This window comes from Sphingomonas sp. PAMC26645, from assembly GCF_004795835.1.
Lineage (GTDB): Bacteria > Pseudomonadota > Alphaproteobacteria > Sphingomonadales > Sphingomonadaceae > Sphingomonas.
This window is the reverse complement of record NZ_CP039249.1, coordinates 3,684,846-3,705,756: the sequence shown is the minus strand read 5'-3', so window position 1 is coordinate 3,705,756 and position 20,911 is coordinate 3,684,846. Positions and strand designations below refer to the sequence as shown.

Here is a 20,911-nt window from a genome sequence, read left to right as displayed (position 1 = left end):
CGTTGCGGCAATGGTAACCTTAGAGCATCACGCCATAAGACGGCTTCTTCACGGAGCCGGCGCGAAACCGTTCCTGGGCGCGGGCGGTGCGACAAGGGGGCCAGGTGTTCGTTCGATTGAAGTGGAGTCTATCGCGGTTGGCGCCGCTCTCGATCCTGATGGGGCTAGGGGGCTGTACGGCGCTGTCGCACGGGTTCTTCAACCCGCAGGGGCCGGTGGCAGGGCACGAGCGCGACCTGTTCGTCACCGTGTCAATCGTGCTGCTGTTCGTCGCCGGACCGGTGCTGCTGCTGACGCCGCTGTTCGCGTGGCATTACCGGCTCTCCAACCGCGGCGACGCATACCGGCCGAAGTGGAATTTCTCGTGGTGGGTCGAGGGGCTCATCTGGATCCCGCCCGCCGGGATCGTCGTCGGGCTGGCCGTGCTGCTGTGGCACTGGACGCAGATCGACGATCCGTATCGGCGGTTGCCGGGCGCGGCGCCGGTCGAGGTGCAGGCGATCGCGCTCGATTGGAAATGGGTGTTCGTCTATCCCGACCTCGGCGTCGCGTCGGTCGATCGGCTGACCATTCCCGCCGGGCGCCCGGTACATATCAAGCTGACCAGCGGCACGGTGATGCAGTCGATGCTGATCCCGCAACTCGCCGGGCAGATCTATGCGATGGGCGGCATGACGACCGAGCTGAACATCCAGGCGCACCGGCCGGGACGGTTCCGCGGCGAGAACACGCAGTATAACGGCGTCGGCTTCCAGCAGCAGAAGTTCGACGTCGTTGCGGTGTCGCCGGCCGACTATGATCGCTGGGCGGCTGCTGCACGTCGCGGTAGTCGCACGCTCGATGCGCAGACGTGGCGGCGGCTATCCGCGCGGTCGATCATCACCCGGCCCGTCGAGTTCGCGCATGTCACGCCGAACCTGTTCGAGCACGTCGTCGCCGCGACTGGCGGCATGACCCATTCTCCCCAGAAAGCCGTTCGATGACCGTTTCCGTTCCCCTCTGGCCAGCGGTGCTCGGCCGGTTCGGTTGGCAGGACCTGCCGTTCGTGCGCGCTTGGGAGAACCCGACGATCAGCGAGATCATCGGCGCGTTCGCGGGCGCGCTGGTGGTGGTCGGCGCGGTCGTCGTCGCGGCGCTGCTGACGCGCTATGGTAAGTGGCGGTATCTGTGGACCGAGTGGCTCACCAGCCTCGATCACAAGAAGATCGGCATCATGTATATCGTCGTCGCGTTCGTGATGCTGTCGCGGGCGCTGGTCGAGGCGGTGCTGATGCGGATGCAGCAGGCGGTCGCGATCGAGAACCCCGGCTTCCTGACGCCCGACCATTTCGGCCAGCTATTCTCGACGCACGGCTCGATCATGATCTTCTTCATGGCGATGCCGTTCCTGACGGGCATGATCAACTATGTCCTGCCGCTCCAGATCGGCGCGCGCGACATGGCGTTTCCCTGGGCCAATTCGATCGCGTTGTGGCTCACCATCGGCGCTGCCGGCCTGATGATGGCGAGCCTCGTCGTCGGCGAATTCTCGACCGGTGGATGGAGCGGCTACCCGCCTTATACCGAGCGCACGTTCAGCCCCGGCGTCGGTGTCGACTATTGGATCTGGGCGGTGACGTTGGGGTCGATCGGCTCGACGATGGCGGGGATCAACATCGCCTGCACCGTCTACAAGCTGCGTGCGCCGGGGATGCGGTTCATGCGGATGCAGATGTTCGCATGGACCAGCCTGTGCACGTCGATCCTGATGATCTTCGCGATGCCGCCGCTGACCGTCGCCACGCTGCTGCTCGCGCTCGACCGCTATCTGGGGTTCCACTTCTTCACCAACGACCTTGGCGGCAACATGATGAATTATGCCAACATGTTCTGGCTGTTCGGTCATCCCGAGGTCTACATCCTGATCCTGCCTGCGTTCGGCGTGTACTCGGAGGTCGTGTCGACCTTCTCGACCAAGGACCTCTACGGCTACACCTCGCTGGTGATCGCGACGATGGCGATCGCGGTGCTGAGCTTCACCGTGTGGGTCCATCACTTCTTCACGATGGGGCAGTCGGCCAACGTCAACGCGGCGTTCGGGATCGCGACGATGACGATCGGCGTGCCGACCGGCGTGAAGATCTACGACTGGATCTGGACGATGTTTCGCGGCGAGGTGCGCTTCACCGTGCCGATGTTGTACGCGCTCGCGTTCATGATGACGTTCGTGCTGGGCGGCTTCACCGGCATCATCCTGGCGATGCCGCCGCTCGATTACCTCGTCCACAACACGCTGTTCCTGGTCGCGCATTTCCACAACATGCTGATCCCGGGGCTGCTGTACGGGATGCTGGCGGGCTATCATTACTGGTTCCCCAAGGCGTTCGGTTTCCGCCTCGACGAGCGCTGGGGGCGGATCGCGTTCACTTGCTGGGTGGTCGGCTTCTACCTCGCCTTTTTCCCCTTGTACGTGCTCGGCGCGAGCGGGATGGCGCGGCGGACGCAGGCGATCTTCGAACCGTCGTTCCGGCCCTGGCTGTACGTCGCCGGCGTCGGCGCGTTCGTCCTGTTGGCGGCACTGACGTCGCTCGGCATCCAGCTGTGGGTGAGCATCCGCGACCGTGCCAGGACGCAGGTCGAAGCCGGCGACCCGTGGGATGGCCGCGGGCTCGAATGGTCGGTCAGCGCACCGCCGCCCGAATACAACTTTGCGGTCCTGCCGCTGATCGACGGGCGCAACCCGTTCTACGACCACAAGCATGACGAGGGCCAGCCTGATCCTTACGCGTCGCCACTAGCCTACGAGGACATCGTCGTGCCGCGGGGTAGCGCGACCAGCGTCGTGATCGGGCTCACAGCCGCAGTCGCCGCGTTCGGCCTGATCTGGGAGATCTGGGGGCTGACGATCGTCGCGCTGCAGGTGATCGTCGCGGCGGTCGTGCTGCGTAGCTTCGGTCGCGACCAGCACCGGACCATTCCCGCCGCCGAAGTCGCGCGCGAGCATGAGGCCTGGCTCGCCCGCGTCCGGACGACGCCCGCAATCCCCCGCCAGTTGGAGACCGCCGTCGTCAATCGCGGCCTTGCGGAGATCGTGGCGTGAGCGAACCCGAACTGGCGCATGCTGGCCTCAACCTCGGCGACACCGGCGCGCTGACGCAGGACCAGGCGGAGAACGCGATCTTCGGCTTCTGGATATTCCTGATGAGCGACGCGGTGATCTTCGCGCTGCTGTTCGCCACCTATGGCACGATGATCGCCAGCACCGTTGGCGGGCCGACCCCGGCGTCCGAGTTCAAGCTGCTGCCCGCCTTCGTCGAGACGCTGTTGTTGCTGACGAGCAGCGCGACGTTTGGCCGCGCGACGATCGCCATGAAGTACGACGAACCCCGCCGCGTGCTGTTCGGCTGGCTCGGTGCGACGCTGGGCCTAGGCCTCGTCTTCCTCGCGCTCGAAGCGAACGACTTCGCGACGATGTTCGCGCACGGCGCCTATCCGATGCGCAGCGGCTTCCTGTCGTCGTTCTTCGCGCTGGTCGGGCTGCACGGACTCCACGTCGCGGTCGCGTGCTTCTGGCTGGTCGTGATGGTCGTCCAGGTCTGCGCGTACGGCCTCGACGCGCGGGTGAGGATCAACCTGTTGCGGCTGGGGCTGTTCTGGCACCTGCTCGACATCGTCTGGATCGCGATCTTCTCGGTCGTCTATCTGCAAGGGAACATCGGATGAGCGACCGGACCCGCGAGCTGCGCACCTATGCGGTCGGCTATGCCTTGTCGCTCGCGCTGACCGTGGCGGCCTTCGCAATGGTCCGCTGGCCGTCGTTCGGTGCGCGTGCGATCTTCGGCGGCGTGCTGGCGCTGGGCCTCGTGCAGATGGCGGTGCAGTTCCGTTGTTTCCTCCACATCAGCCTCAAGCGATCGTCGCGGCACGACCTTCAGCTGATCCTCTTCTCCGCGTTGATTATCGCGCTGATGGTGTCGGGAACGTTGGTGATCCTGTTCAACCTTCGCGGGCGGATGATGGGGTGAGGGCAGGCGACTGCGTAGCGGGGTGAACCGAACGAGGGCCCGCAGCGTTTGAACGGCAGCCGACACGCGCGACGTGCGCGGCGCAGTAGGAGAGTAGAGCGTGGCGCAATCACCGTTCCTGAACGATCCGCGGGAACAACTGGCCAGGCATATCGCTGCGGCGGTCGCCTCACCGATCAACGAGGTCCGCGCCATGCACATCAGGGCGGCGGAGCATCTCTCCGAACTGGCGAAAGAGAACCGCCTGCCTGCGCGCTCGGGCAAGACGAAGACGGCGAAAGACGCCTAGAGGTTTCGGACCGTATCGACCTGTCGGCGAATCGACGAGGATGACATCGATCGGCTGGTTGCCTGCGGCTCGCCAAGCCTGTGAGAATTTTCGCGCGGTGACCGCCGGTTCGCGCAACGCGAGGCACTCTGTCTATATCGTGTTGTTGCATGACTCGCGGTTTCCGGAGCGGTGGGGGCTGTATGTCGGGCAGACGTCGCGCGATCCGGACTGGCGGTTCGATCAGCACAAGCTGGGGTACAAGGCGAGCGGTGCGGTCAGGAGGTTCGGGGTGCATCTGCTGCCCGAGCTCGTCGAGCATCTGAACCCTATGCAGCAATGGGAGTCGCTGGAACTCGAAGCCGCGCTCGCCGATGCGTTTCGCGAGGCGGGCGTTCCGTGGGTCGAGGGCGGCCATTAGCGCGCGACCAGCATCGACGCGGAAAGTATCGTTCGATGCAGTGATCGACCTGGTCGTTGGGGCGGAGAAATAATATGCGGCGTAACTGCATGGAAACGCCTCGCTTCTTGGGATACGCGCTATCTCGATCAACGGGAATGGCACGCGCATGACGACAATCGGGACAGTAATCGACGAGACAGGGATGCTGCTTCGCGAGGGCGGTGCATTCTATCTACGTCGGGACATCGGCGGTCGCTACCAGCTCGAGCTGCACCGCGTACCGGTCGATCTGGTCGAGAAGCGGGTGCGCGTGCGTGGTACGCTCGTCGGCGCCGACCTGGTCAACGCGGACGGTGTCGCCCCGGAATAGACGCGTCAAGGTATGGTTGGCGGCGTGAGGCCTAGGGCGGAGCCGGGACGGGCTCAACTGCCAAAGTCGTCAGGCAGCCGTGACCGTCGGCAGCGATGATGCTGCTTTGAACTCACAGTGACGTAAGCAGGATGTCGGCATCGATTGGATTCGCGATGTCGCGAATCAATCGGCCAGTGCCGCAGGCGCCATTCCGGAACGGCGCATGATGTCGGACCGGGCTTGCACGACCATTATCGTGCAAGGCCCGGTCCGGGAACGATCAGTTATCGCGCTCGGCGCGCTTGCGATCGGCCTTGCGTGCACGGCTGACAGCGGCAGCATGCTCGCGTGCACGCTTCTCCGACGGCTTCTCATAATGACGACGAAGCTTCATCTCGCGGTACACGCCTTCGCGCTGCAGCTTCTTCTTCAAGGCGCGGAGGGCCTGGTCGACGTTATTGTCGCGAACGATTATTTGCATGCTATCTAGGGCTCTCGGCTATCGTGACGGTCTTTCGAATCAACGCCCGCTTTATGAGCGACGCGACCGGAAGCCAAGTCCCTATCGGCCTGGCCGACCACGCGGCCGTCGTTGAACGGGTTTTTTGCCTGTTTGAATCGATCGTCACAGCTTGAAGTTGACGCCGAACGTCACCGTGCGACCGATCCGGGTCTGGAACAGCGTGTCCTGGCGGACGCTGTCGGTATAAAGCCGGTTCTGCTCGTCGGTCAGGTTGGTCCCCTCGAGGATGAGCTTCACGTTGTCCGTGACCGCAAAAGACGCGGACGCATCGACGAACAGCGTGCTGTCATTCCCCTGGAGATCGCTGCCGGGGGAGGCAGGGATGCCGCGGATAAAGCCGTCGCGGTAATTGGCGGTGCCGCGGATGCTGAACTTGCTGTCCTCGTAATAGAGCGTGCCCGATGCGGTGTTCTTCGACAGGCCGATCAGGTTGGCGGTAGTCGTGACGGTCGGCACGCCGTTCACGCTGGCGAGGATATAGTCGATCCGCGAGGTGACGTGCGTGTAGTTCGCCAGCGCACCGAAGTTCTTGAGGAACCCTGGCAGGAAGGTGAAGGGCACCTGCGCGTTGACCTCGACGCCCTTTAACGGGCCACCCGGCGTGTTGAGCGGCTGCGCGATCGTGAACTGTTCGCTCGGCAACGTGTTGCTGCCCGCGAGGAGTTCGTTCGGCAGGCCGAGATCGCTGAACGGGATGAGCGTGTTGACGCTCTGCACGTACGATTTCAGATCCTTGTAGAAGAACGCGGCGGATAGCAGCGCGCCGGGGCGGAAATACCATTCGATCGCCGCATCGAAGGTGTTGGCACGGATCGGATCGAGTTGCGGGTTCTGGACGCTGCCGTTGCGCGTGATCGCGTTGACGCCGCTGGTGGGAGTCAGCACGCCGAGCTCCGGTCGGGCGAGCACCTTCGCGCCCGAGAAGCGGAACAGCAGGTCCTCGATCGGTTCGATCACGAGGTTACCGGAGGGCAGCCAGTCGCTGTAGCGCTTGTTCGCGGTGGCGAACCGACCGGTCACGCCTGTCGGCGAGCCTGCGAGCGCGACCGAGATGAAGCCCGACGACAGCTGGTCGGTGTGGACGAAGCGGACGCCCGCATCGCCGCGAACGCCGATGCCGCCGAGCCGGTCGCCGAGATCGAACGCCGCCATCGCATAGGCCGACGAGACTTCCTCGAGCACCCGGCTGGACTGCGCGCCGCATTCGGTGCCGCAATAGCGCACCGCATCCAGGTTGAACGTGCTGATCAACTTGTCTGGATCGAGCGACGCCCAGCTCGACGGCGCGCCATTGCCCCAGAGATTGCCGACGCCGCTGATCTGGTGCGTGATGTCGGCGAGCGTGGTACCGGCGGGCAGCGCCCTGGTGAGCGTGTCGGCGGTGTACGGAATGACGTTGCGCAGTGTGAAATCGCTGCGGCGATATTGGCCGCCCGCCTTCAGCGTCAGCACGTCGGCGACCTTCCAATGCAGGTTCGCTTCCGCGGTCAGTCCGTTGTTGGTGTTGGTCGAGGGACGCGCCTGGAAGCTGTAGCCGCCGCGCACGGTGCCATCGGCAAGCGCAGGTCCGTAGTTGAAGCGCGTGGGATCGGACACGTCGAAACCGAAGCCGAGCTTCGGCGTATCCTTGCCGTCGCGGTAGTCGATCGAGAAATTGGGCGTGTCGATCGCATCCATGAAATACTGGAAGCGCCGCTTGCCGAACGCCTTGGCCTGGTTGAGCCCGAACAGCGCGGTGATCCCGAAGCTGTCGGTGAAGTCGTGCCTGATGTTGAGATTGGCTTGCTTGAACGTCGACGTGAAATCGTCGACCAGCCCTTCGGAGCGAACGTCGACGCCGTCGAACAGGCCGTAGATCAGGCCGCCTTGCGGTGTCAGCTGGACGTCCTTGATCGACATCACCGGCTGGCCGTTGTTCGCGGCCGAGCGCGCGAACGAAATTGCCTCGATGTAATTGTCCCGGCGCACGACGTGGAAACGCGAATAGAGCAGGTCGAGCGAAATATCGGTCGCCGCGTCGGGCTGGAACTGGAAGCTGAGCGTCCCGCCGAGCCGCTTCTGCTTCTGCTCCGAATTCAGATAACGTGGGATGCGCGGGAAGAACGCGCCGCTGCCGGCGGTGTTGGGCAGGTCGGGGCGGCGGGCGGCGAGCACCGTATTGAACGCCGCCGCCGTGCTGGTACGCGGCGTGCCGGGATAGCAGTTCGCGGCATCGGCACCCTTGCTGCCGATCGCCGGCGTGGCGGGCGCGAAGCCGACTGGCGAACAGAACAGCCCGTTGGTATTGGCGGACAGGATGTCGACGGCGGAATAGCCGACTTCGCGGATGTCGCGTTCCTGATAGGCGACCGAGCCAAGGACGCCGAACCTTCCGTCGTCGAACTTCTTCGCGATCAGCAACGAAGCGCGCGGGTTCACCTTCTTGGCGAGTTCGCTGTAGACGCCGCGGACGGTCGCGCTGAGCGTGAAGTCCTGCTTGCCGGCCAGTGGCTTGGGTGCGGACAGGTCGACGGTTGCGCCGAGCGAGCCTTCCTCGACATCGGCCGAGGGCGTCTTGCGTACCGCGAGCGACGAAAAGATCTCGGTCGGGAAAACGTTGAAATCGAAACTACGACCGTTGTTGCCGCCGCCATAGATGTCGGACGATCCGGTCTGCGACGTGCCTTCCATGCCGTTGATGCGGACGCGGGTGAACGCCGCGCCCAGCCCGCGAACGGAGATGTTGCGGCCTTCGCCACCGTCACCGCGGGCAAGCGCGACGCCGGGAATGCGCTGCATCGATTCGGCCAGGTTCGAGTCGGGGAATTTGCCGATGTCCTCCGCGACGATGCTGTCGATCGCAGCGGTTTCGTTGCGCTTCTGGTTGATCGCGGTGGTGAGCGACGCGCGGAAACCCGTGACGATGATGTCGTCGGTCTGAACTACGTCCGCGGGCGTCGCAGGTTCGGGGGGAGTCTCCGCAGTTGTCGTCGTCGGCGGGGCTGCCTGCTGAGCCGTGGCGGTGGTCGCAACCCCGGCAGAGAGCAGCGCGAGCATCGATGTGCCGCTACGAATGCAGGCCGTGAGACGTAAACCGTTCATTGGTATCCCCCCTTTGCGCAGAACCACTCTCCGGTGATTTACCACATTGTAAGATGACTGATCACATATCATCTATTTATGGCCGTGTCAGGCCTTTTCCGTGGGGTGGTTGGATGCGACCCGGTCCGCAGACATTCACGAGGGATTTCCAGTATCAGCCCAAGTCTGCGTTTGACGCGGACATTCTCATCAAGTAATCATTCGTCTCACAAAATGAGATGATACAAATCATCGGGTGAGACGTGAATGTGCTGCGTTGCCGGGTCGAAGCAGACCAGGCGGGCAGGACGCGGACATCGTTCGATGGTGTGTGCGACGCGCCTCCGGTGGGGCGCGGGGGATGAGGAGCGTTGAGCGTGGCGATTGTGACTTTGCCGAAGATCAAGCACGTCCGGGCGTTCGTCGTCCGTGGTGGTGGTGCCGATTATCACGACCAGGGCGCGGGGCACTGGATCGACGACCACATCGCGACGCCGATGAGCCGCTATCCCGAATACCGCCAGTCGCGTCAGAGCTTCGGGATCAACGTGCTCGGCACGCTGGTCGTCGAGATCGAGGCGGAGGACGGCACGGTCGGTTTCGCGGTCACCACCGGTGGTGAACCCGCGGCGTTCATCGTCGAGAAGCACCTCGCACGGTTCCTCGAAGGGCGCTCGCCGACCGAGTACGAGAAGATCTGGGACCAGATGTATTTCTCGACGCAATATTACGGCCGCAAGGGGCTGGTCGTGAATGCGATCTCCGGCGTCGATCTCGCGCTGTGGGATCTGCTTGGCAAGCTGCGGCAGGAGCCGGTCTATCACCTGCTCGGCGGTGCGGTGCGCGACGAACTGCAATTCTACGCGACCGGCGCACGGCCCGACGTAGCGAAGGAGCTCGGCTTCATCGGTGGCAAGATGCCGCTCCACCACGGCCCTGCCGAGGGCGCCGAGGGCATGAAGAAGAACATCGCCATGATCGCCGACATGCGCGAGAAATGCGGTCCCGATTTCTGGCTGATGCTCGACTGCTGGATGGCGCTCGACGTCGACTATGCCACGCGGCTCGCGATCGCCGCGCACGAGCATGGCCTGAAGTGGATCGAGGAGGCGATCAGCCCCGACGATTACTGGGGCTATGCCGAGCTCAAGCGCAACGTCCCCAAGGGCATGCTGGTCACCACCGGCGAGCATGAGGCGACGCGCTGGGGCTTCCGGATGCTGCTCGAGATGGACTGTTGCGACATCATCCAGCCGGACGTTGGCTGGTGCGGTGGCGTCACCGAACTGCTCAAGATCAGCGCGCTGGCTGATGCGCATGGCAAGATGGTCGTGCCGCACGGGTCGTCGGTCTACAGCTACCACTTCGTCATCACGCGCCACAATTCGCCGTTCGCCGAGTTCCTGATGATGCATCCGGGACCGACCGAGGTGGTGCCGATGTTCCATCCGCAGCTGCTCGGCGAGCCCGTGCCGCAGAACGGCCGGATGAAGGCGAGCGCGCTCGATGCGCCAGGGTTCGGCGTCACGCTCAACCCCGAGATCGCGATGCACCGCCCGTACACGCATTGATCCAGACTCTCTTTTCGCCATTCTCTTTTCCGAAAGTCCCCTCATGAAACTCTGCCGCTACGGCCAAGCCGGCCAGGAAAAGCCCGGCATCGTCGATACCGATGGTGCGATCCGCGACCTGTCGGGCGTGATCGACGATCTCAGCGTCGCAACGCTGGCGCAGGCGCTTACGGCCGATCCCGCGTCGCTGCCGGTCGTCGACGGTACACCGCGCTACGGCGTGCCGATCAAGGGCATCGGCAAGATCGTCGCGATCGGCCTCAACTACCGCGATCACGCGATCGAATCCGGCCTGCCGATCCCGACCGAACCGATGATGTTCATGAAGCCGCTGTCCAGCCTCAGCGGTCCGAACGACGACGTCGTCCTGCCGCGCGGTTCGACGCATGGCGACTGGGAGGTCGAGCTCGGCGTAATCATTGGCAAGACCTGCCGCTACGTCTCGGAAGACGAGGCGCTCGACAAGGTCGCCGGCTATGTCCTCGCCAACGACGTGTCGGAGCGTTTCAACCAGAAGCAGCGCGGGTCGCAGTGGAGCAAGGGCAAGGGGCACGACACCTTCTGCCCGGTCGGCCCGTGGCTGGTAACGCCCGACGAGATCGGCGACGCGCAGGACCTCGACATGCACCTCGACGTCAACGGCGCGCGGATGCAGACCGGCAACACGAAGACGATGATCTTCGACCTGAAGCAGCTCATTTCCTACGTCAGCGAATATATCACGCTGTACCCCGGTGACCTGCTGATCACCGGCACGCCGCCAGGCGTTGGGGAGGGCAAGAAGCCCGAGTCGATCTTCCTGAAGGCCGGCGACGTGATGGAACTCGGCATTGCCGGGCTCGGCACGCAGCGCCAGTCGGTCGTCGAATGGCGCCATCTGGGTGAAGGTTCGATCGCATGACGATCTATGGGGGGCGGTTTGCCGGTCGCTGCGCGATCGTCACCGGCGGCGCGTCGGGGCTCGGCAAGGATGTCGCCAAGCGGATCGTCGCGGAGGGCGGCAGCGTCGTGCTGTGGGATCTCGATGCCGCCAAGCTCGCGGTGGCGAAGGACGAGGTTGGTGCGGCGCATGTCGTTGCGCTCGACGTGTCCGACGTCGACGCGGTCGTCGCGGCGGCGGACGAGAGCGCGGCCGTGCTCGGCAAGGTCGACATCCTGATCTGTTCGGCCGGAATCACGGGGGCGACCGCGCCGGTCCAAGACTACCCGCTCGACAGCTGGAAGCGCGTCGTCGACATCAATTTGAACGGGTTGTTCTATTGCTGCCGGACGGTTGTGCCGCTGATGTTGGCGAACGGTTATGGCCGCATCGTCAACGTGTCGTCGGTGGCGGGCAAGGAGGGCAATCCCAACGCGTCCGCCTATTCGGCGACCAAGGCGGCGGTGATCGGCCTGACCAAGAGCCTCGGCAAGGAACTCGCGGGTAAGGGCATCATCGCCAACGCGCTGACCCCGGCGACGTTCGAGAGCCCGATCCTGGAGCAGCTTCCGGCGAGCCAGGTCGAGTATATGCGCTCGAAGATCCCGATGGGGCGGCTCGGCGAGATCCCGGAATCGACCGCGATGGTATGCTTCATGGCGTCCGAGGAATGCAGCTTCACGACGGCGTCGACCTTCGACACGTCGGGCGGAAGGACGACGTTCTAGGGGGACTCTTGTATCCTCCCCCGCCAGGGGGAGGTGGCTGGCCGTTGCCAGACGGAGGGGGAGGTAAGGGTAACCTCTGTTCCGTATCCTCCCCCTCCGCCGCCTTTGGCACCACCTCCCCCTGGCGGGGGAGGATCGTTTCGACTGTCATCCCAAATCGCTCAGCCAACGCCGCCCGGCACGAGGCGGTACGGTTCAACAAACCCAGGAGAGAAGGCAATGATCCCGTTCGTCGACGCGCATATCCACCTGTGGGACCTGAGCCATATCCGCTATCCGTGGTTGTCGCCGCCGTTCGCCGATGATGGCCCCAATGGCAGCGTCGAGCCGATCGCGCGCGACTTCGGGATCGCCGAGTACCGCGCGGCGCTCGCGCGGTGGAATGTCGTCGGCGCGGTGCATGTCGATGCGGGTGCGGATTCGGTGCAGGCGCTCGACGAGACGCGCTGGCTGGAGGGGATCGCCGCCGAGCACGGCTTGCCCAACGCGATCGTCGCCTACGCACCGCTGGACGATGCCGACGTCGATATGCACCTCGCCGCGCAGGCGGCGTTCCCCCATGTTCGGGGCATTCGCCAGATCGTCAACTGGCACGCCGATCCGGCTCGCAGCTACACGGCGCGCGACCTCACGCAGGATGCCCATTGGCAGGCTGGCTACGCGCTGCTGCGTACGCACGCGCTCTCGTTCGACCTGCAATGCTATCCTGCGCAGATGCCCGGCCTTGCGCGAATGATCGCGCGTCATCCCGACGTTCCGGTCATCATCAACCATCTCGGCATGCCGGTGCTCACCGATCCCGATGGCATCGCGGAATGGCGCGACGGCCTGCGCGCGCTCGCGGCGCTGCCGCATGTCGCGATCAAGCTGTCGGGGCTCGGCTTCATCGCGCGCGCCTGGACGCCAGAAAGCGTGCGGCCCTTCCTGCTCGAAGCGATCGACCTGTTCGGCACCGATCGCTGCCTGTTCGCCAGCGACGCGCCGACCGACACGCTGTTCGCGCCGATCGATCGCTACCTCGAAACCTATCACGCGCTGGTTGCCGACTTCGCCGAAGACGAACGCCGCGCGCTGTTCGGCGGCAATGCGAACCGGATCTACCGGCTGGGTCTCGACCTGTGAACCCGCTGCTCGGGGTGCTGTATCACTGGCTCGGCGGGCTCGCGTCGGCCAGCTTCTACGTCCCCTATCGCGGGGTGAAGCGCTGGTCGTGGGAGATCTACTGGCTGACGGGCGGCGTCGTATCGTGGCTGGTCGCGCCGTGGTTCTTCGCCAGCCTCCAGACGCACGACCTGCTCGGCGTGCTCGGGCGCGCGCCGTCGACCGCGTTCTGGTGGCCGATGGTGTTCGGCGTGTTGTGGGGGTTCGGTGGGCTCGGATACGGGCTCGTCATGCGGTATCTCGGGCTGTCGCTTGGCATGGCCGTCGTACTCGGATTGTGCACGGTGTTCGGCACGCTGATCCCGCCGGCGTTCACGGGCGAGTTCCACGAGAAGCTGATCGCGACAACCTCCGGCAACATCGTCCTCGCTGGTATCGGCCTGACGCTCGCCGGCATCGTCGTCGTCGCGATCGCGGGCGCGATGAAGGATGCGCTGCTGACCCCGGAGCAGAAGCTGGCGGTCGTCGCCGAGTTCGATTTCCGCAAGGGCATCGTCGTCGCGATCGGCGCCGGAATCATGTCCGCGTGCTTCGCCTTCGGGCTGGCCGCAGGCGAACCGATCAAGGCGCTGTCGGCGACCGCGGGGACCGGGCCGCTCTGGACCGGGCTTCCCGTGTTGTGCCTGATCATGGCTGGCGGGCTCGTCACCAACGGCGCCTGGTGCGCGTGGTTGATCGTCAGGAACCGCAGCGCAAAGCAATGGCTCGGACGCACGACCGACGACGCCCGCCCGCCGCTTCTGCGCAACTACGCACTGAGCGCACTCGCGGGGGTGACGTGGTATTTTCAATTCTTCTTCTACACGATGGGGGAGAGCCAGATGGGACGCCTCGGCTTCTCGAGCTGGACGCTGCACATGGCGAGCATCATCATCTTCGGCACGCTGTGGGGCTTTGCGTTCCGCGAGTGGAAGGACGCTGGCGCGCGGATCAAGGCTGTGGTCTGGGCGGGCGTCGCGCTGCTGCTGATCGCGACCGTGGTGATCGGCTATGGCAACAGCATAGCGGTGGAGACCGTCGCATGACCCGGATCGCGCACCTGATCGCCGCCAGCCTGCTGGCACTCGCGGGGGCTGCACCCGCAACCCCGCCGCGCGAGCCCGACGCCCCGCTGGTGATGACCGCGATGCACCTCCACGATCCGTGGGTCGTCGCCGACAAGGCCAGCCGCACCTACTACCTCTTCACCCGCAACGAGGTCGCGATGACCGGCGACTCGCGGCTGGGCACGATGATGTATGCGAGCCGTGACCTGAAGCACTGGACCAAGCCCAAGCTGGTGTTCGTGTTGCCCGGCGACGTCTGGGCGAAGGCGGGAAGCTGGGCGCCGGAAGTACACCGCTGGAAGAACCGCTGGTATCTCTTCGCGACGTTCCACGATCCGGCCTCGCCGCTGACGCCCAACGGCAAGCGCGCGACCTATCGCCGCGGCACCGTCCTCGCGGTCGCGGACAAGATCGACGGGCCCTATGCATTGATCCGAGGCGGCGAGCCGATCGTGTCGAAGGACGAGATGTCGCTCGACGGCACGCTGTACGTCGACCCGAAGGGCAAGCCGTGGCTCGTCTACGCGCACGAATGGTGGCAGACGACGATCGGCACGATGGAAGCCGTGCCGCTGAACGACGACCTGTCTGCGGCGGGCACGGCGAGGCGCCTGTTCAGTGCCAATGACGCGGCATGGGTGGTCGGCCAGAACCAGCCCGATGGCGACACGGTCTACGTCACCGACGGACCCGAACTATACCGCAGCAAGACCGGTGCACTGCTGATGCTGTGGTCGAGCTATGGCAAGAAGGGCTATGTCGAGGGGCAGGCGCGCTCGCGATCGGGCGGCATCGAAGGACCGTGGGAGCAACTTGGCCCACTTGTCGAACGCGACAGTGGCCACGGCATGCTGTTCCGCGCGTTCGACGGGCGGCTGATGATGATCCTCCACCGCCCGTTCAACTTCGCGCTCGGCAAGCTGTACGAGATGCGCGACGAGGGCGACCGGCTGGCGGTGGTACGCGAGGCTACCGAACTCGACGGGGAGGCGTATCCGACGCATCCCTGCACGCCGGGGCACTCGTCGTTCGACAACGCTAAACCGGGGTGTTCGTGATGCTGGGTGCAGATGATGTATGGCCGCTTTGGGCGGACGAGCCGGCGGTGACGTTCGAGGATCCCTCGGTCGCGGCCGAGGTTGCGGTCGTCACGGCGGTCGATCAGCCGGTGCTGCTCGGGTTTCGTGCCGCCAACCCCAATGGCCGGGCGATGCTCGTGCTTGGCGGCGGTGGCTATACGCAGTTGATGGCGGGCAGGGAGGGGGTGCAGGTCGCCGCTTGGCTGACGGGGCTCGGCTATCACGCGTTCGTCCTGATCCACCGCTTCCCCAATGCTGCCAACGGTATTGCCGCACCGCTCGACGACGCGCGCGAGTCTATGCGGTTGATCCGTGGAAGCGGTCTCGCACCGGCGGGGCTCGGCACAGTCGGACTGTCGTCTGGCGGTCATCTGACTGCATGCCTTGCCGCGGCGTATCCGGACGGGTGGACGGCGCCGGCATCGCGTCATTCCGACGAGTCGACGCGGCCCGACTTGATGGTCATGGGCTATGCCCCGATCTCCACCAACGCGGCGGGACGGACGATCATCGTCGACAAGCCGCCTCTGCCGCCGGCCGAGAAACAGGCGATGTACGATCGGCTGCAACCCGATGCGCAACTGCTGCCGTCGCCGCCGCCTGCGTTCATCGTCTATGCTGGCAACGACCCCGTCGTTCCGGTCGAGAATGCCCGCCGGCTCCACACGGCGTGGCAGGACGCCGGCGGTGCGGCGGAACTCCACGTCTTTGCCAATGCGCCGCATGGTTTCGCGCTCGATACGCAGGGGCTGCCGGTCTCGATCTGGCCGACGCTGTGCGAGGCGTGGCTGCGGCAGGTCGGCTTTCTCGACTAGCGGCGCGCGAGCCGAATCTCGGTCGGCGCGTCGCGGTCCACGGTGAGGATACCGCCTGCCTCATTCAGTTCGGCGATCTGCAGCACGCTGCGGCGATGCCATTCGGGATCGCGCGTGGACTGTGGTTCGCCGGATTGCTGGACGAAATAGATGATATACGCGCGGTCTCCGGCGACGATGACGTCGGGATGCTGCCCCTTGGCACGATCGGTCTCGGCGCGGCCGGGCGTCGCGAGCAGATAGTCCGGTTGTCGCGTCCAGTGCTCGCCGTCCGTCGAGCGCATCGCCAGCAATCCCTTCCACGCGTCGGAGATCAGCCACCAGCGTCCCTTCCAGCGGAACGCCTTCGGTCCCTCGCCCGGCGTATCGACGATCGTGCCCTTCACGCGCCAGTGCACCAGATCGTCGCTGTCGGCGTAGCGGATCGCCTTGTTCAGTCGCTCGTCGTTATACCAGAGTCGATAGCCGCCACCGGGCAGCGCCGCGACGCTCGCATCTATCACCCGGTCGGAGCCGAGCGACAGCCGCTCGCCGCAGGTCCAGCGCTTCAGGTCGCGAGAGGTCAGGTGGACGATGAACCGCGAGGCGTTCCAGTCGCGGAAGACGCCCGGCACGACGGTCAGCCACATGTGCCACCGGCCCGCGAGATACTGGACTTCGGGCGCCCACAACGTCGCGCCGGTGCAGGATGCGGGGATCGCCGCGGTGCCCCCGTAGCGCCAGTGCACGCCGTCACGCGATCGCGCGGTGCCGATCGCAGTACCGTGCACCCAGCGCACGTCCTTCGCGTCGGCCATCGGCAGGTCGGCACGGCGGTTGGTGTAGAACATCACCCATTCGCGGCGGGCGGGATTGTAGACGGTCGAGGGATCGGCGGCGCCGTCGTGCACCGGATCACGAAATAGCGGCTTCGGCGCGACTGGCGAGCCTGCGCCTGCGAGCAACGCAGCGGCGATCAGGATCACCGCGTGCCCGCCGCCGCGACGGGATTGTTGCCCCACAGCTTGTCGTAGGACCAGCCCGACAGATCCTCGACCACGCGCGCGTTGTCCGGCGTCGACGGAGTCCGCTCGCCGCGCCGCAGATGCTCGATCTCCTCCAGCAGGATCGCGTGCGTGCCGGGCGTAAGCCGGAAGCGCGTCGACACGAGCACGCCGAAGATGAGCATCGCGATCGTCCCGGCGCCCAGCACCGCGACGATCGCGTAGATCGCCTGCGGGCTCTGCGCGGTCGCCTTCGAGACGAAGCCCGACGCCTGCATCACCTGCCCGACGAGGATCACCGCCAGCGCCTGGCTCATCTTGCGCACGAACGTCATCACGCCGGCGAACGCGCCCTCGCGACGGCGACCGGTGACGATCTCGTCGACGTCGGCCATGTAGTTGTAGGTCGCCCAGGGGATGTAGTTCAGCGCGCCGCGCCCCAACCCGGCGAACACCACCGGCAGCCAGAACAGCGCCGACGTCGCTGTATAGCCCGCCGCGTACATCGCGAGGAAGATCACCACGCCGATCGCGAAGCTCAACGCCGCGAACCGGTAGGCGGCGGCGGGCGACAGCCGCAACGCGAAATTGATCGCCAGCACCACTGCAGCGAGCTGGACGATGTACGTAACGCCGACCAGGTTCGCGACGATCGCGGTCGATCCGGCGAGCGCGAAGATCACGAAATAGGTGAACGCGGCGTTGTAGATGTCCTGGCTGATATAGCCGCCCAGATACATGCCGAGATGCAGACGGAATGCCCGGATCCTCAGCGTCGAGAACAGGTTGCGGTAGAGCGCCTTGAACGCCGCGCCGAGCGACGCCTTCTCGACCGCCTGGACCTCGTCGAGCCCCTCGGGCCGCTGCCGTTCCCAGCTGAACGCGTACAGTAATCCCGCGGCGCCCATGAACAGCACCGAGAAGATCATGCCCATATACAGATACGTGTCGGGCGAGTCCGGGCCGAGATACGCGATCAGCCAGCCCGGCAGGAACGCCGCCGCGATCGCCGAGCACTGGCCGCACAGGATACGCGCGCCCGCGAACTTCGCCTTGGTGCGGTAATCGGTCGCCATTTCCGACGCGAGCGTCTCGTACGGGATGATCTCCATCGCGTAGACCATCTCGAACAGCACGTACGTCACGAGGTAATACCAGAAGCCCTGGCCCGCGACCCACATGATCGCGAACGACGGCAGCAGCGGGATCGCGGCGAGAATGAAGAACCGCCGCCGTCCGAACTTGCGCCCCAGCCAGCTTCGCCCGAGATTGTCCGACAGGTGGCCGATCGTCGGGCTGGTGAACGCATCGAGCACGCGCGCGACGCCGAAGATGATCGTCGCCTGTGCCGCGGACAGTCCGCAGAAGCTGGTGTAAAAGATCAGGATCCACGTGCTGATAACCGCCATCGACCCCGCGCCGAGCACGTCGTTCGAACCATAGGCGAGCAAATTGTACCAGCGTACCGGACGGGCAGGCGCAAGCGGCAGGGCCGGACGGGCGGCGATCGGATCAGTGGCCATGCGAAAGTCCTTGGGTACCGGCGTTGGCTGGAGATGGGGGAAGCGGATCGAAGCGGAGCGCGTCGAAGAGGATCGCGGGGTCGTCGATCCCGATCGTCACATTGTGTCGTCCGGCGGCGAGCGGTGTCGGCAGCGCAAGGTCGAGACGGTTGTCGAGCACCGCGAGCGCCCATGCCCGGTCGCCGGTCTTGCGCGGAACACCGACGCGCACGGGCGGCCCGCCGTCGATCGCGACCGTTACCGCGAGGTCGGCGCCTTCGGTCGTAGGATAGGTCGGCAAGATTTCCGCTGCGAGTTGCCAGCGACCCGGCGGGAGCGTGACGGTGTACGACAGCGTTGCCAGCGCCGCCGCGGCTACCGCAGCACCGTTGCGGCCGAGGCCGTCGACCACGCGCCAGCCATTGCGCAGGCTCCCCGAAGTCTCCGCCTCAACCACGATCGTCGAAGAGGATAAAACCTCCCGGTTCCCCGGCGAAGGCCGGGGCCCAGTTGGAACGGCCGAGGTAACGGAGGACGGCGAGATCTCATCAGGGGCATTCCAATTGGGCCCCGGCCTCCGCCGGGCAGCTATAGCTGGGGCGGGCAGGATCGGTGGCGACAAGCGATAGCGACGCCACTGCCCGTCGGCGGGTTCGACCGCCATCAGCCCCCGCCACTTCCCGCCCGCGATCTCGCTATTGTAGCGGCTCGTCAGCGCGGTGATTTCAGCGTCCGCTGCACGCGATCGTTCGCCAGCCACTGCCGCACTAACCGGATCGGTATCGCGCAGGCGATCATGCGCCTCGGCATCGAACACGCGCGTATTGGCAAGCGCCGCCGCAGTCACCGGATAGTCGACCAGCTCGAAGAACGCGTCGCGACGGTCGGGCGCAACGCGCGGCGCGATCGACTGGACGCGCATGCGCAGCGTGTCGAAGGCGGCGAGGCGGGTAGCGATCTCGGGAGGGGCAAGCGGACTCGGCTTCGACAGTTCTCCGGGCAGCCACCATTGCAGATGCTCGGGTCGGCGCTGGAAGTTCAGCCGGTGATGCTCGGCCATGATCGCGGCGATCTCCGGCGCGACATCGGCGCCGACCGTGCCGGCCGCCCAGTCCGTGACGACCGTATTGATCGGTTTGCCGCGCGTGCCCGGTACGTCCCAAGCCAGTTGCAGGAAATAGTCGGTCGCGAGTTCCGCGGGCTTGAGGTCGCCGACATTGGCGACCCACATCCGCCGCGCACCCGCATCCCAAGCCCGCCCAAGTTCCTCGCGGATCAGCGCGGGCGGGGTGGTCGACAGCCAGAGATACGACAGCGGCGCGCCGAGATAGGACAAGTGATAATAGATGCCCGATCCGCCCGACCGCGTGCGCTCGGCGGCGTCGGGGACGTGACGGATATAGCCGAAATTATCGTCGGGCCACATCAGCGTGACGTCGTCGGGTACCTTCAGCCCGCCGCGATAGACGTCGAGCACTTCCTTGTACGGCGTGAAGACCTGCGGCACGCGCGTCAGATCCCGGTTCACGCCGCGCGCCAGCATCGCGCGCTGATCGGTGAATATGCGTTCGAGCAACGATCGGCGCGCATCGTCGGTGGTCGGGCCGACGATCCCGCTGTCGTGGATGCCGCGCATCCCGAGCGTCCAGACGCTCTCGTACTGGCCGTTCGTCCTGACGCGCGTGCGCCAATAGTCCGCGACTCCGGCAGGGTTGGTGAGGTAGTTGAAGTCCGTCGCCGGTGCCGTCCATTCGCCGACGTTGTTGCGCAGCATGGGCTCGGCATGGCTCGATCCCATGACGATCGCATAGCGGTCGGCGAGCCGCGCATTCTCGGGGTTCGCGTTGAACGCCGCGGTGACCTTGTGCATCGCCGGCCAGACCATGTTCGCCTTCAGCCGCAGCATGAGTTCGAACAGTTTGGCATAGGTCTTCGGCCCGATCGTGCCGACTTCTGGCTCGAACGTGCCGGCAGTCCAGGGTTGCAGCCCCCAGTCCTCGTCGTTGAGGAAAATCCCGCGATACCGGACCGACGGCGGCCCGTAGCGGTGGAGACCGGTCGCCGCATAAATCGCGGCGTGATGCTCGGGCGTGACGTCGGCCCACCAATGCCACGGCGACACGCCGATCGCGCGCGAAAGCTCGTACGCGCCGAACGCCGTTCCGCGACGATCGCTGCCGACGATCACCAGCGCTGCGGGGATACCGGGTGCGGGGTTGGCGACGGTGGCGATCACGAAGCTTTCCCACGCGTCGCGCAGTCTGGACACGTCGATCTTGCCGCGCCGGACCAGCCGGTCGATCGCAGGATTACGACCGAGCGTGCCGAGCCAGATCTGCGTACCGTTGACGGTCGTGGCACCGGTCACGCGCCGGAGGTCGCTCGTCAGGTCGGCGGCGGCGTTCCGGACGACCTCGTGGTCGCCCGGCGCCGTCACTACGCGCGCGATGCCTTGCGCGTTCGCCAGTGCGAGACCTGCCCCGGGCTCGAACGACAC

At 65.5% G+C, this 20,911-nt stretch carries 19 protein-coding genes; 14 read left to right on the top strand and 5 right to left on the bottom strand.

Features of this window, described 5'->3' with window-relative positions:
* Positions 1-104: 104 nt before the first annotated feature.
* The 7 genes from E5673_RS16985 to E5673_RS16955 all read left to right on the top strand — a co-directional run bounded on the left by E5673_RS16985 (position 105) and on the right by E5673_RS16955 (position 5,045).
* On the top strand, positions 105-983 hold the full coding sequence (locus E5673_RS16985) for a cytochrome ubiquinol oxidase subunit II (protein WP_136190918.1): 879 nt from the start codon (positions 105-107) through the stop codon (positions 981-983).
* Positions 980-3,079, top strand: coding sequence for a cbb3-type cytochrome c oxidase subunit I (locus E5673_RS16980; protein WP_136190917.1), 2,100 nt, complete (start codon positions 980-982; stop codon positions 3,077-3,079). Before E5673_RS16985 ends, E5673_RS16980 begins: the two co-directional genes overlap by 4 nt.
* Positions 3,076-3,702: a cytochrome c oxidase subunit 3 gene (locus E5673_RS16975; RefSeq protein WP_136190916.1), complete on the top strand. Its 627-nt coding sequence runs from the start codon at positions 3,076-3,078 to the stop codon at positions 3,700-3,702. Before E5673_RS16980 ends, E5673_RS16975 begins: the two co-directional genes overlap by 4 nt.
* Positions 3,699-4,004, top strand: a complete 306-nt coding sequence (locus tag E5673_RS16970) for a cytochrome C oxidase subunit IV family protein (protein WP_136190915.1) — start codon at positions 3,699-3,701, stop codon at positions 4,002-4,004. Before E5673_RS16975 ends, E5673_RS16970 begins: the two co-directional genes overlap by 4 nt.
* A 100-nt stretch (positions 4,005-4,104) precedes the next feature.
* Complete coding sequence (locus tag E5673_RS16965; RefSeq protein WP_136190914.1) at positions 4,105-4,293, top strand: hypothetical protein; 189 nt, start codon at positions 4,105-4,107, stop codon at positions 4,291-4,293.
* A 40-nt stretch (positions 4,294-4,333) separates the two neighbouring features.
* Positions 4,334-4,693, top strand: a complete 360-nt coding sequence (locus E5673_RS16960) for a hypothetical protein (RefSeq protein WP_136190913.1) — start codon at positions 4,334-4,336, stop codon at positions 4,691-4,693.
* Between the two features lie 148 nt (positions 4,694-4,841).
* Positions 4,842-5,045, top strand: a complete 204-nt coding sequence (locus E5673_RS16955; RefSeq protein ID WP_136190912.1) for a DUF5818 domain-containing protein — start codon at positions 4,842-4,844, stop codon at positions 5,043-5,045.
* A 262-nt stretch (positions 5,046-5,307) separates the two neighbouring features.
* Here the strand turns inward: E5673_RS16955 and rpsU are convergent, their stop codons facing one another.
* Both rpsU and E5673_RS16945 read right to left on the bottom strand, forming a co-directional pair.
* On the bottom strand, positions 5,308-5,508 hold the full coding sequence (gene rpsU, locus E5673_RS16950; protein WP_031393196.1) for a 30S ribosomal protein S21: 201 nt from the start codon (positions 5,506-5,508) through the stop codon (positions 5,308-5,310).
* Positions 5,509-5,652: 144 nt separating this feature from the next.
* Positions 5,653-8,631, bottom strand: a complete 2,979-nt coding sequence (locus tag E5673_RS16945) for a TonB-dependent receptor (protein ID WP_247599441.1) — start codon at positions 8,629-8,631, stop codon at positions 5,653-5,655.
* A 365-nt stretch (positions 8,632-8,996) separates the two neighbouring features.
* On the opposite strand from E5673_RS16945, the gene rhmD reads away from it, so the two are divergent.
* The 7 genes from rhmD (at position 8,997) to E5673_RS16910 (ending at position 15,929) form a co-directional block, all read left to right on the top strand.
* The gene (gene rhmD / locus E5673_RS16940; RefSeq protein ID WP_056065412.1) at positions 8,997-10,181 is read left to right on the top strand and encodes an L-rhamnonate dehydratase; all 1,185 of its coding nucleotides are present in this window, start codon (positions 8,997-8,999) and stop codon (positions 10,179-10,181) included.
* Positions 10,182-10,224: 43 nt separating this feature from the next.
* Positions 10,225-11,082, top strand: coding sequence for a fumarylacetoacetate hydrolase family protein (locus tag E5673_RS16935; protein ID WP_136190911.1), 858 nt, complete (start codon positions 10,225-10,227; stop codon positions 11,080-11,082).
* Complete coding sequence (locus E5673_RS16930) at positions 11,079-11,828, top strand: SDR family NAD(P)-dependent oxidoreductase (protein WP_136190910.1); 750 nt, start codon at positions 11,079-11,081, stop codon at positions 11,826-11,828. Before E5673_RS16935 ends, E5673_RS16930 begins: the two co-directional genes overlap by 4 nt.
* A gap of 219 nt (positions 11,829-12,047) precedes the next feature.
* Positions 12,048-12,950, top strand: a complete 903-nt coding sequence (locus E5673_RS16925) for an amidohydrolase family protein (protein WP_136190909.1) — start codon at positions 12,048-12,050, stop codon at positions 12,948-12,950.
* Positions 12,947-14,014, top strand: coding sequence for an L-rhamnose/proton symporter RhaT (rhaT, locus tag E5673_RS16920; protein WP_136190908.1), 1,068 nt, complete (start codon positions 12,947-12,949; stop codon positions 14,012-14,014). Before E5673_RS16925 ends, rhaT begins: the two co-directional genes overlap by 4 nt.
* On the top strand, positions 14,011-15,093 hold the full coding sequence (locus E5673_RS16915; RefSeq protein ID WP_136190907.1) for a glycoside hydrolase family 43 protein: 1,083 nt from the start codon (positions 14,011-14,013) through the stop codon (positions 15,091-15,093). Before rhaT ends, E5673_RS16915 begins: the two co-directional genes overlap by 4 nt.
* Positions 15,093-15,929 carry an alpha/beta hydrolase gene (locus E5673_RS16910; RefSeq protein ID WP_136190906.1) on the top strand — a complete coding sequence of 279 codons (837 nt, stop codon included), beginning with the start codon at positions 15,093-15,095 and terminating at the stop codon, positions 15,927-15,929. The genes E5673_RS16915 and E5673_RS16910 overlap by 1 nt, the downstream gene beginning before the upstream one ends.
* On the opposite strand, the gene E5673_RS16905 is transcribed toward E5673_RS16910, so the two are convergent.
* From E5673_RS16905 to E5673_RS16895, 3 genes are read right to left on the bottom strand one after another with little or no spacing between them, the layout of a single operon-like run.
* Positions 15,926-16,894 (bottom strand): glycoside hydrolase family 43, encoded by a 969-nt coding sequence (locus E5673_RS16905; protein WP_247599440.1) that lies wholly within the window; start codon positions 16,892-16,894, stop codon positions 15,926-15,928. The genes E5673_RS16910 and E5673_RS16905 overlap by 4 nt on opposite strands.
* Entirely contained in the window at positions 16,891-18,435 is a 1,545-nt protein-coding gene (locus E5673_RS16900) for an MFS transporter (protein ID WP_136190905.1), read from the bottom strand. The genes E5673_RS16905 and E5673_RS16900 overlap by 4 nt, the downstream gene beginning before the upstream one ends.
* Entirely contained in the window at positions 18,425-20,911 is a 2,487-nt protein-coding gene (locus E5673_RS16895; protein WP_247599439.1) for a glycosyl hydrolase 115 family protein, read from the bottom strand. The genes E5673_RS16900 and E5673_RS16895 overlap by 11 nt, the downstream gene beginning before the upstream one ends.

Coding starts and splice junctions, on each gene's coding strand:
- E5673_RS16980 (WP_136190917.1), top strand. CDS start 980: ATGACCGTTTCCGTTCCCCTCTGGCCAGCGGTGCTCGGCCGGTTCGGT.
- E5673_RS16970 (WP_136190915.1), top strand. CDS start 3,699: ATGAGCGACCGGACCCGCGAGCTGCGCACCTATGCGGTCGGCTATGCC.
- E5673_RS16960 (WP_136190913.1), top strand. CDS start 4,334: ATGACATCGATCGGCTGGTTGCCTGCGGCTCGCCAAGCCTGTGAGAAT.
- E5673_RS16955 (WP_136190912.1), top strand. CDS start 4,842: ATGACGACAATCGGGACAGTAATCGACGAGACAGGGATGCTGCTTCGC.
- rpsU (WP_031393196.1), bottom strand. CDS start 5,508: ATGCAAATAATCGTTCGCGACAATAACGTCGACCAGGCCCTCCGCGCC.
- E5673_RS16945 (WP_247599441.1), bottom strand. CDS start 8,631: ATGAACGGTTTACGTCTCACGGCCTGCATTCGTAGCGGCACATCGATG.
- E5673_RS16935 (WP_136190911.1), top strand. CDS start 10,225: ATGAAACTCTGCCGCTACGGCCAAGCCGGCCAGGAAAAGCCCGGCATC.
- E5673_RS16930 (WP_136190910.1), top strand. CDS start 11,079: ATGACGATCTATGGGGGGCGGTTTGCCGGTCGCTGCGCGATCGTCACC.
- E5673_RS16925 (WP_136190909.1), top strand. CDS start 12,048: ATGATCCCGTTCGTCGACGCGCATATCCACCTGTGGGACCTGAGCCAT.
- E5673_RS16915 (WP_136190907.1), top strand. CDS start 14,011: ATGACCCGGATCGCGCACCTGATCGCCGCCAGCCTGCTGGCACTCGCG.
- E5673_RS16910 (WP_136190906.1), top strand. CDS start 15,093: ATGCTGGGTGCAGATGATGTATGGCCGCTTTGGGCGGACGAGCCGGCG.
- E5673_RS16900 (WP_136190905.1), bottom strand. CDS start 18,435: ATGGCCACTGATCCGATCGCCGCCCGTCCGGCCCTGCCGCTTGCGCCT.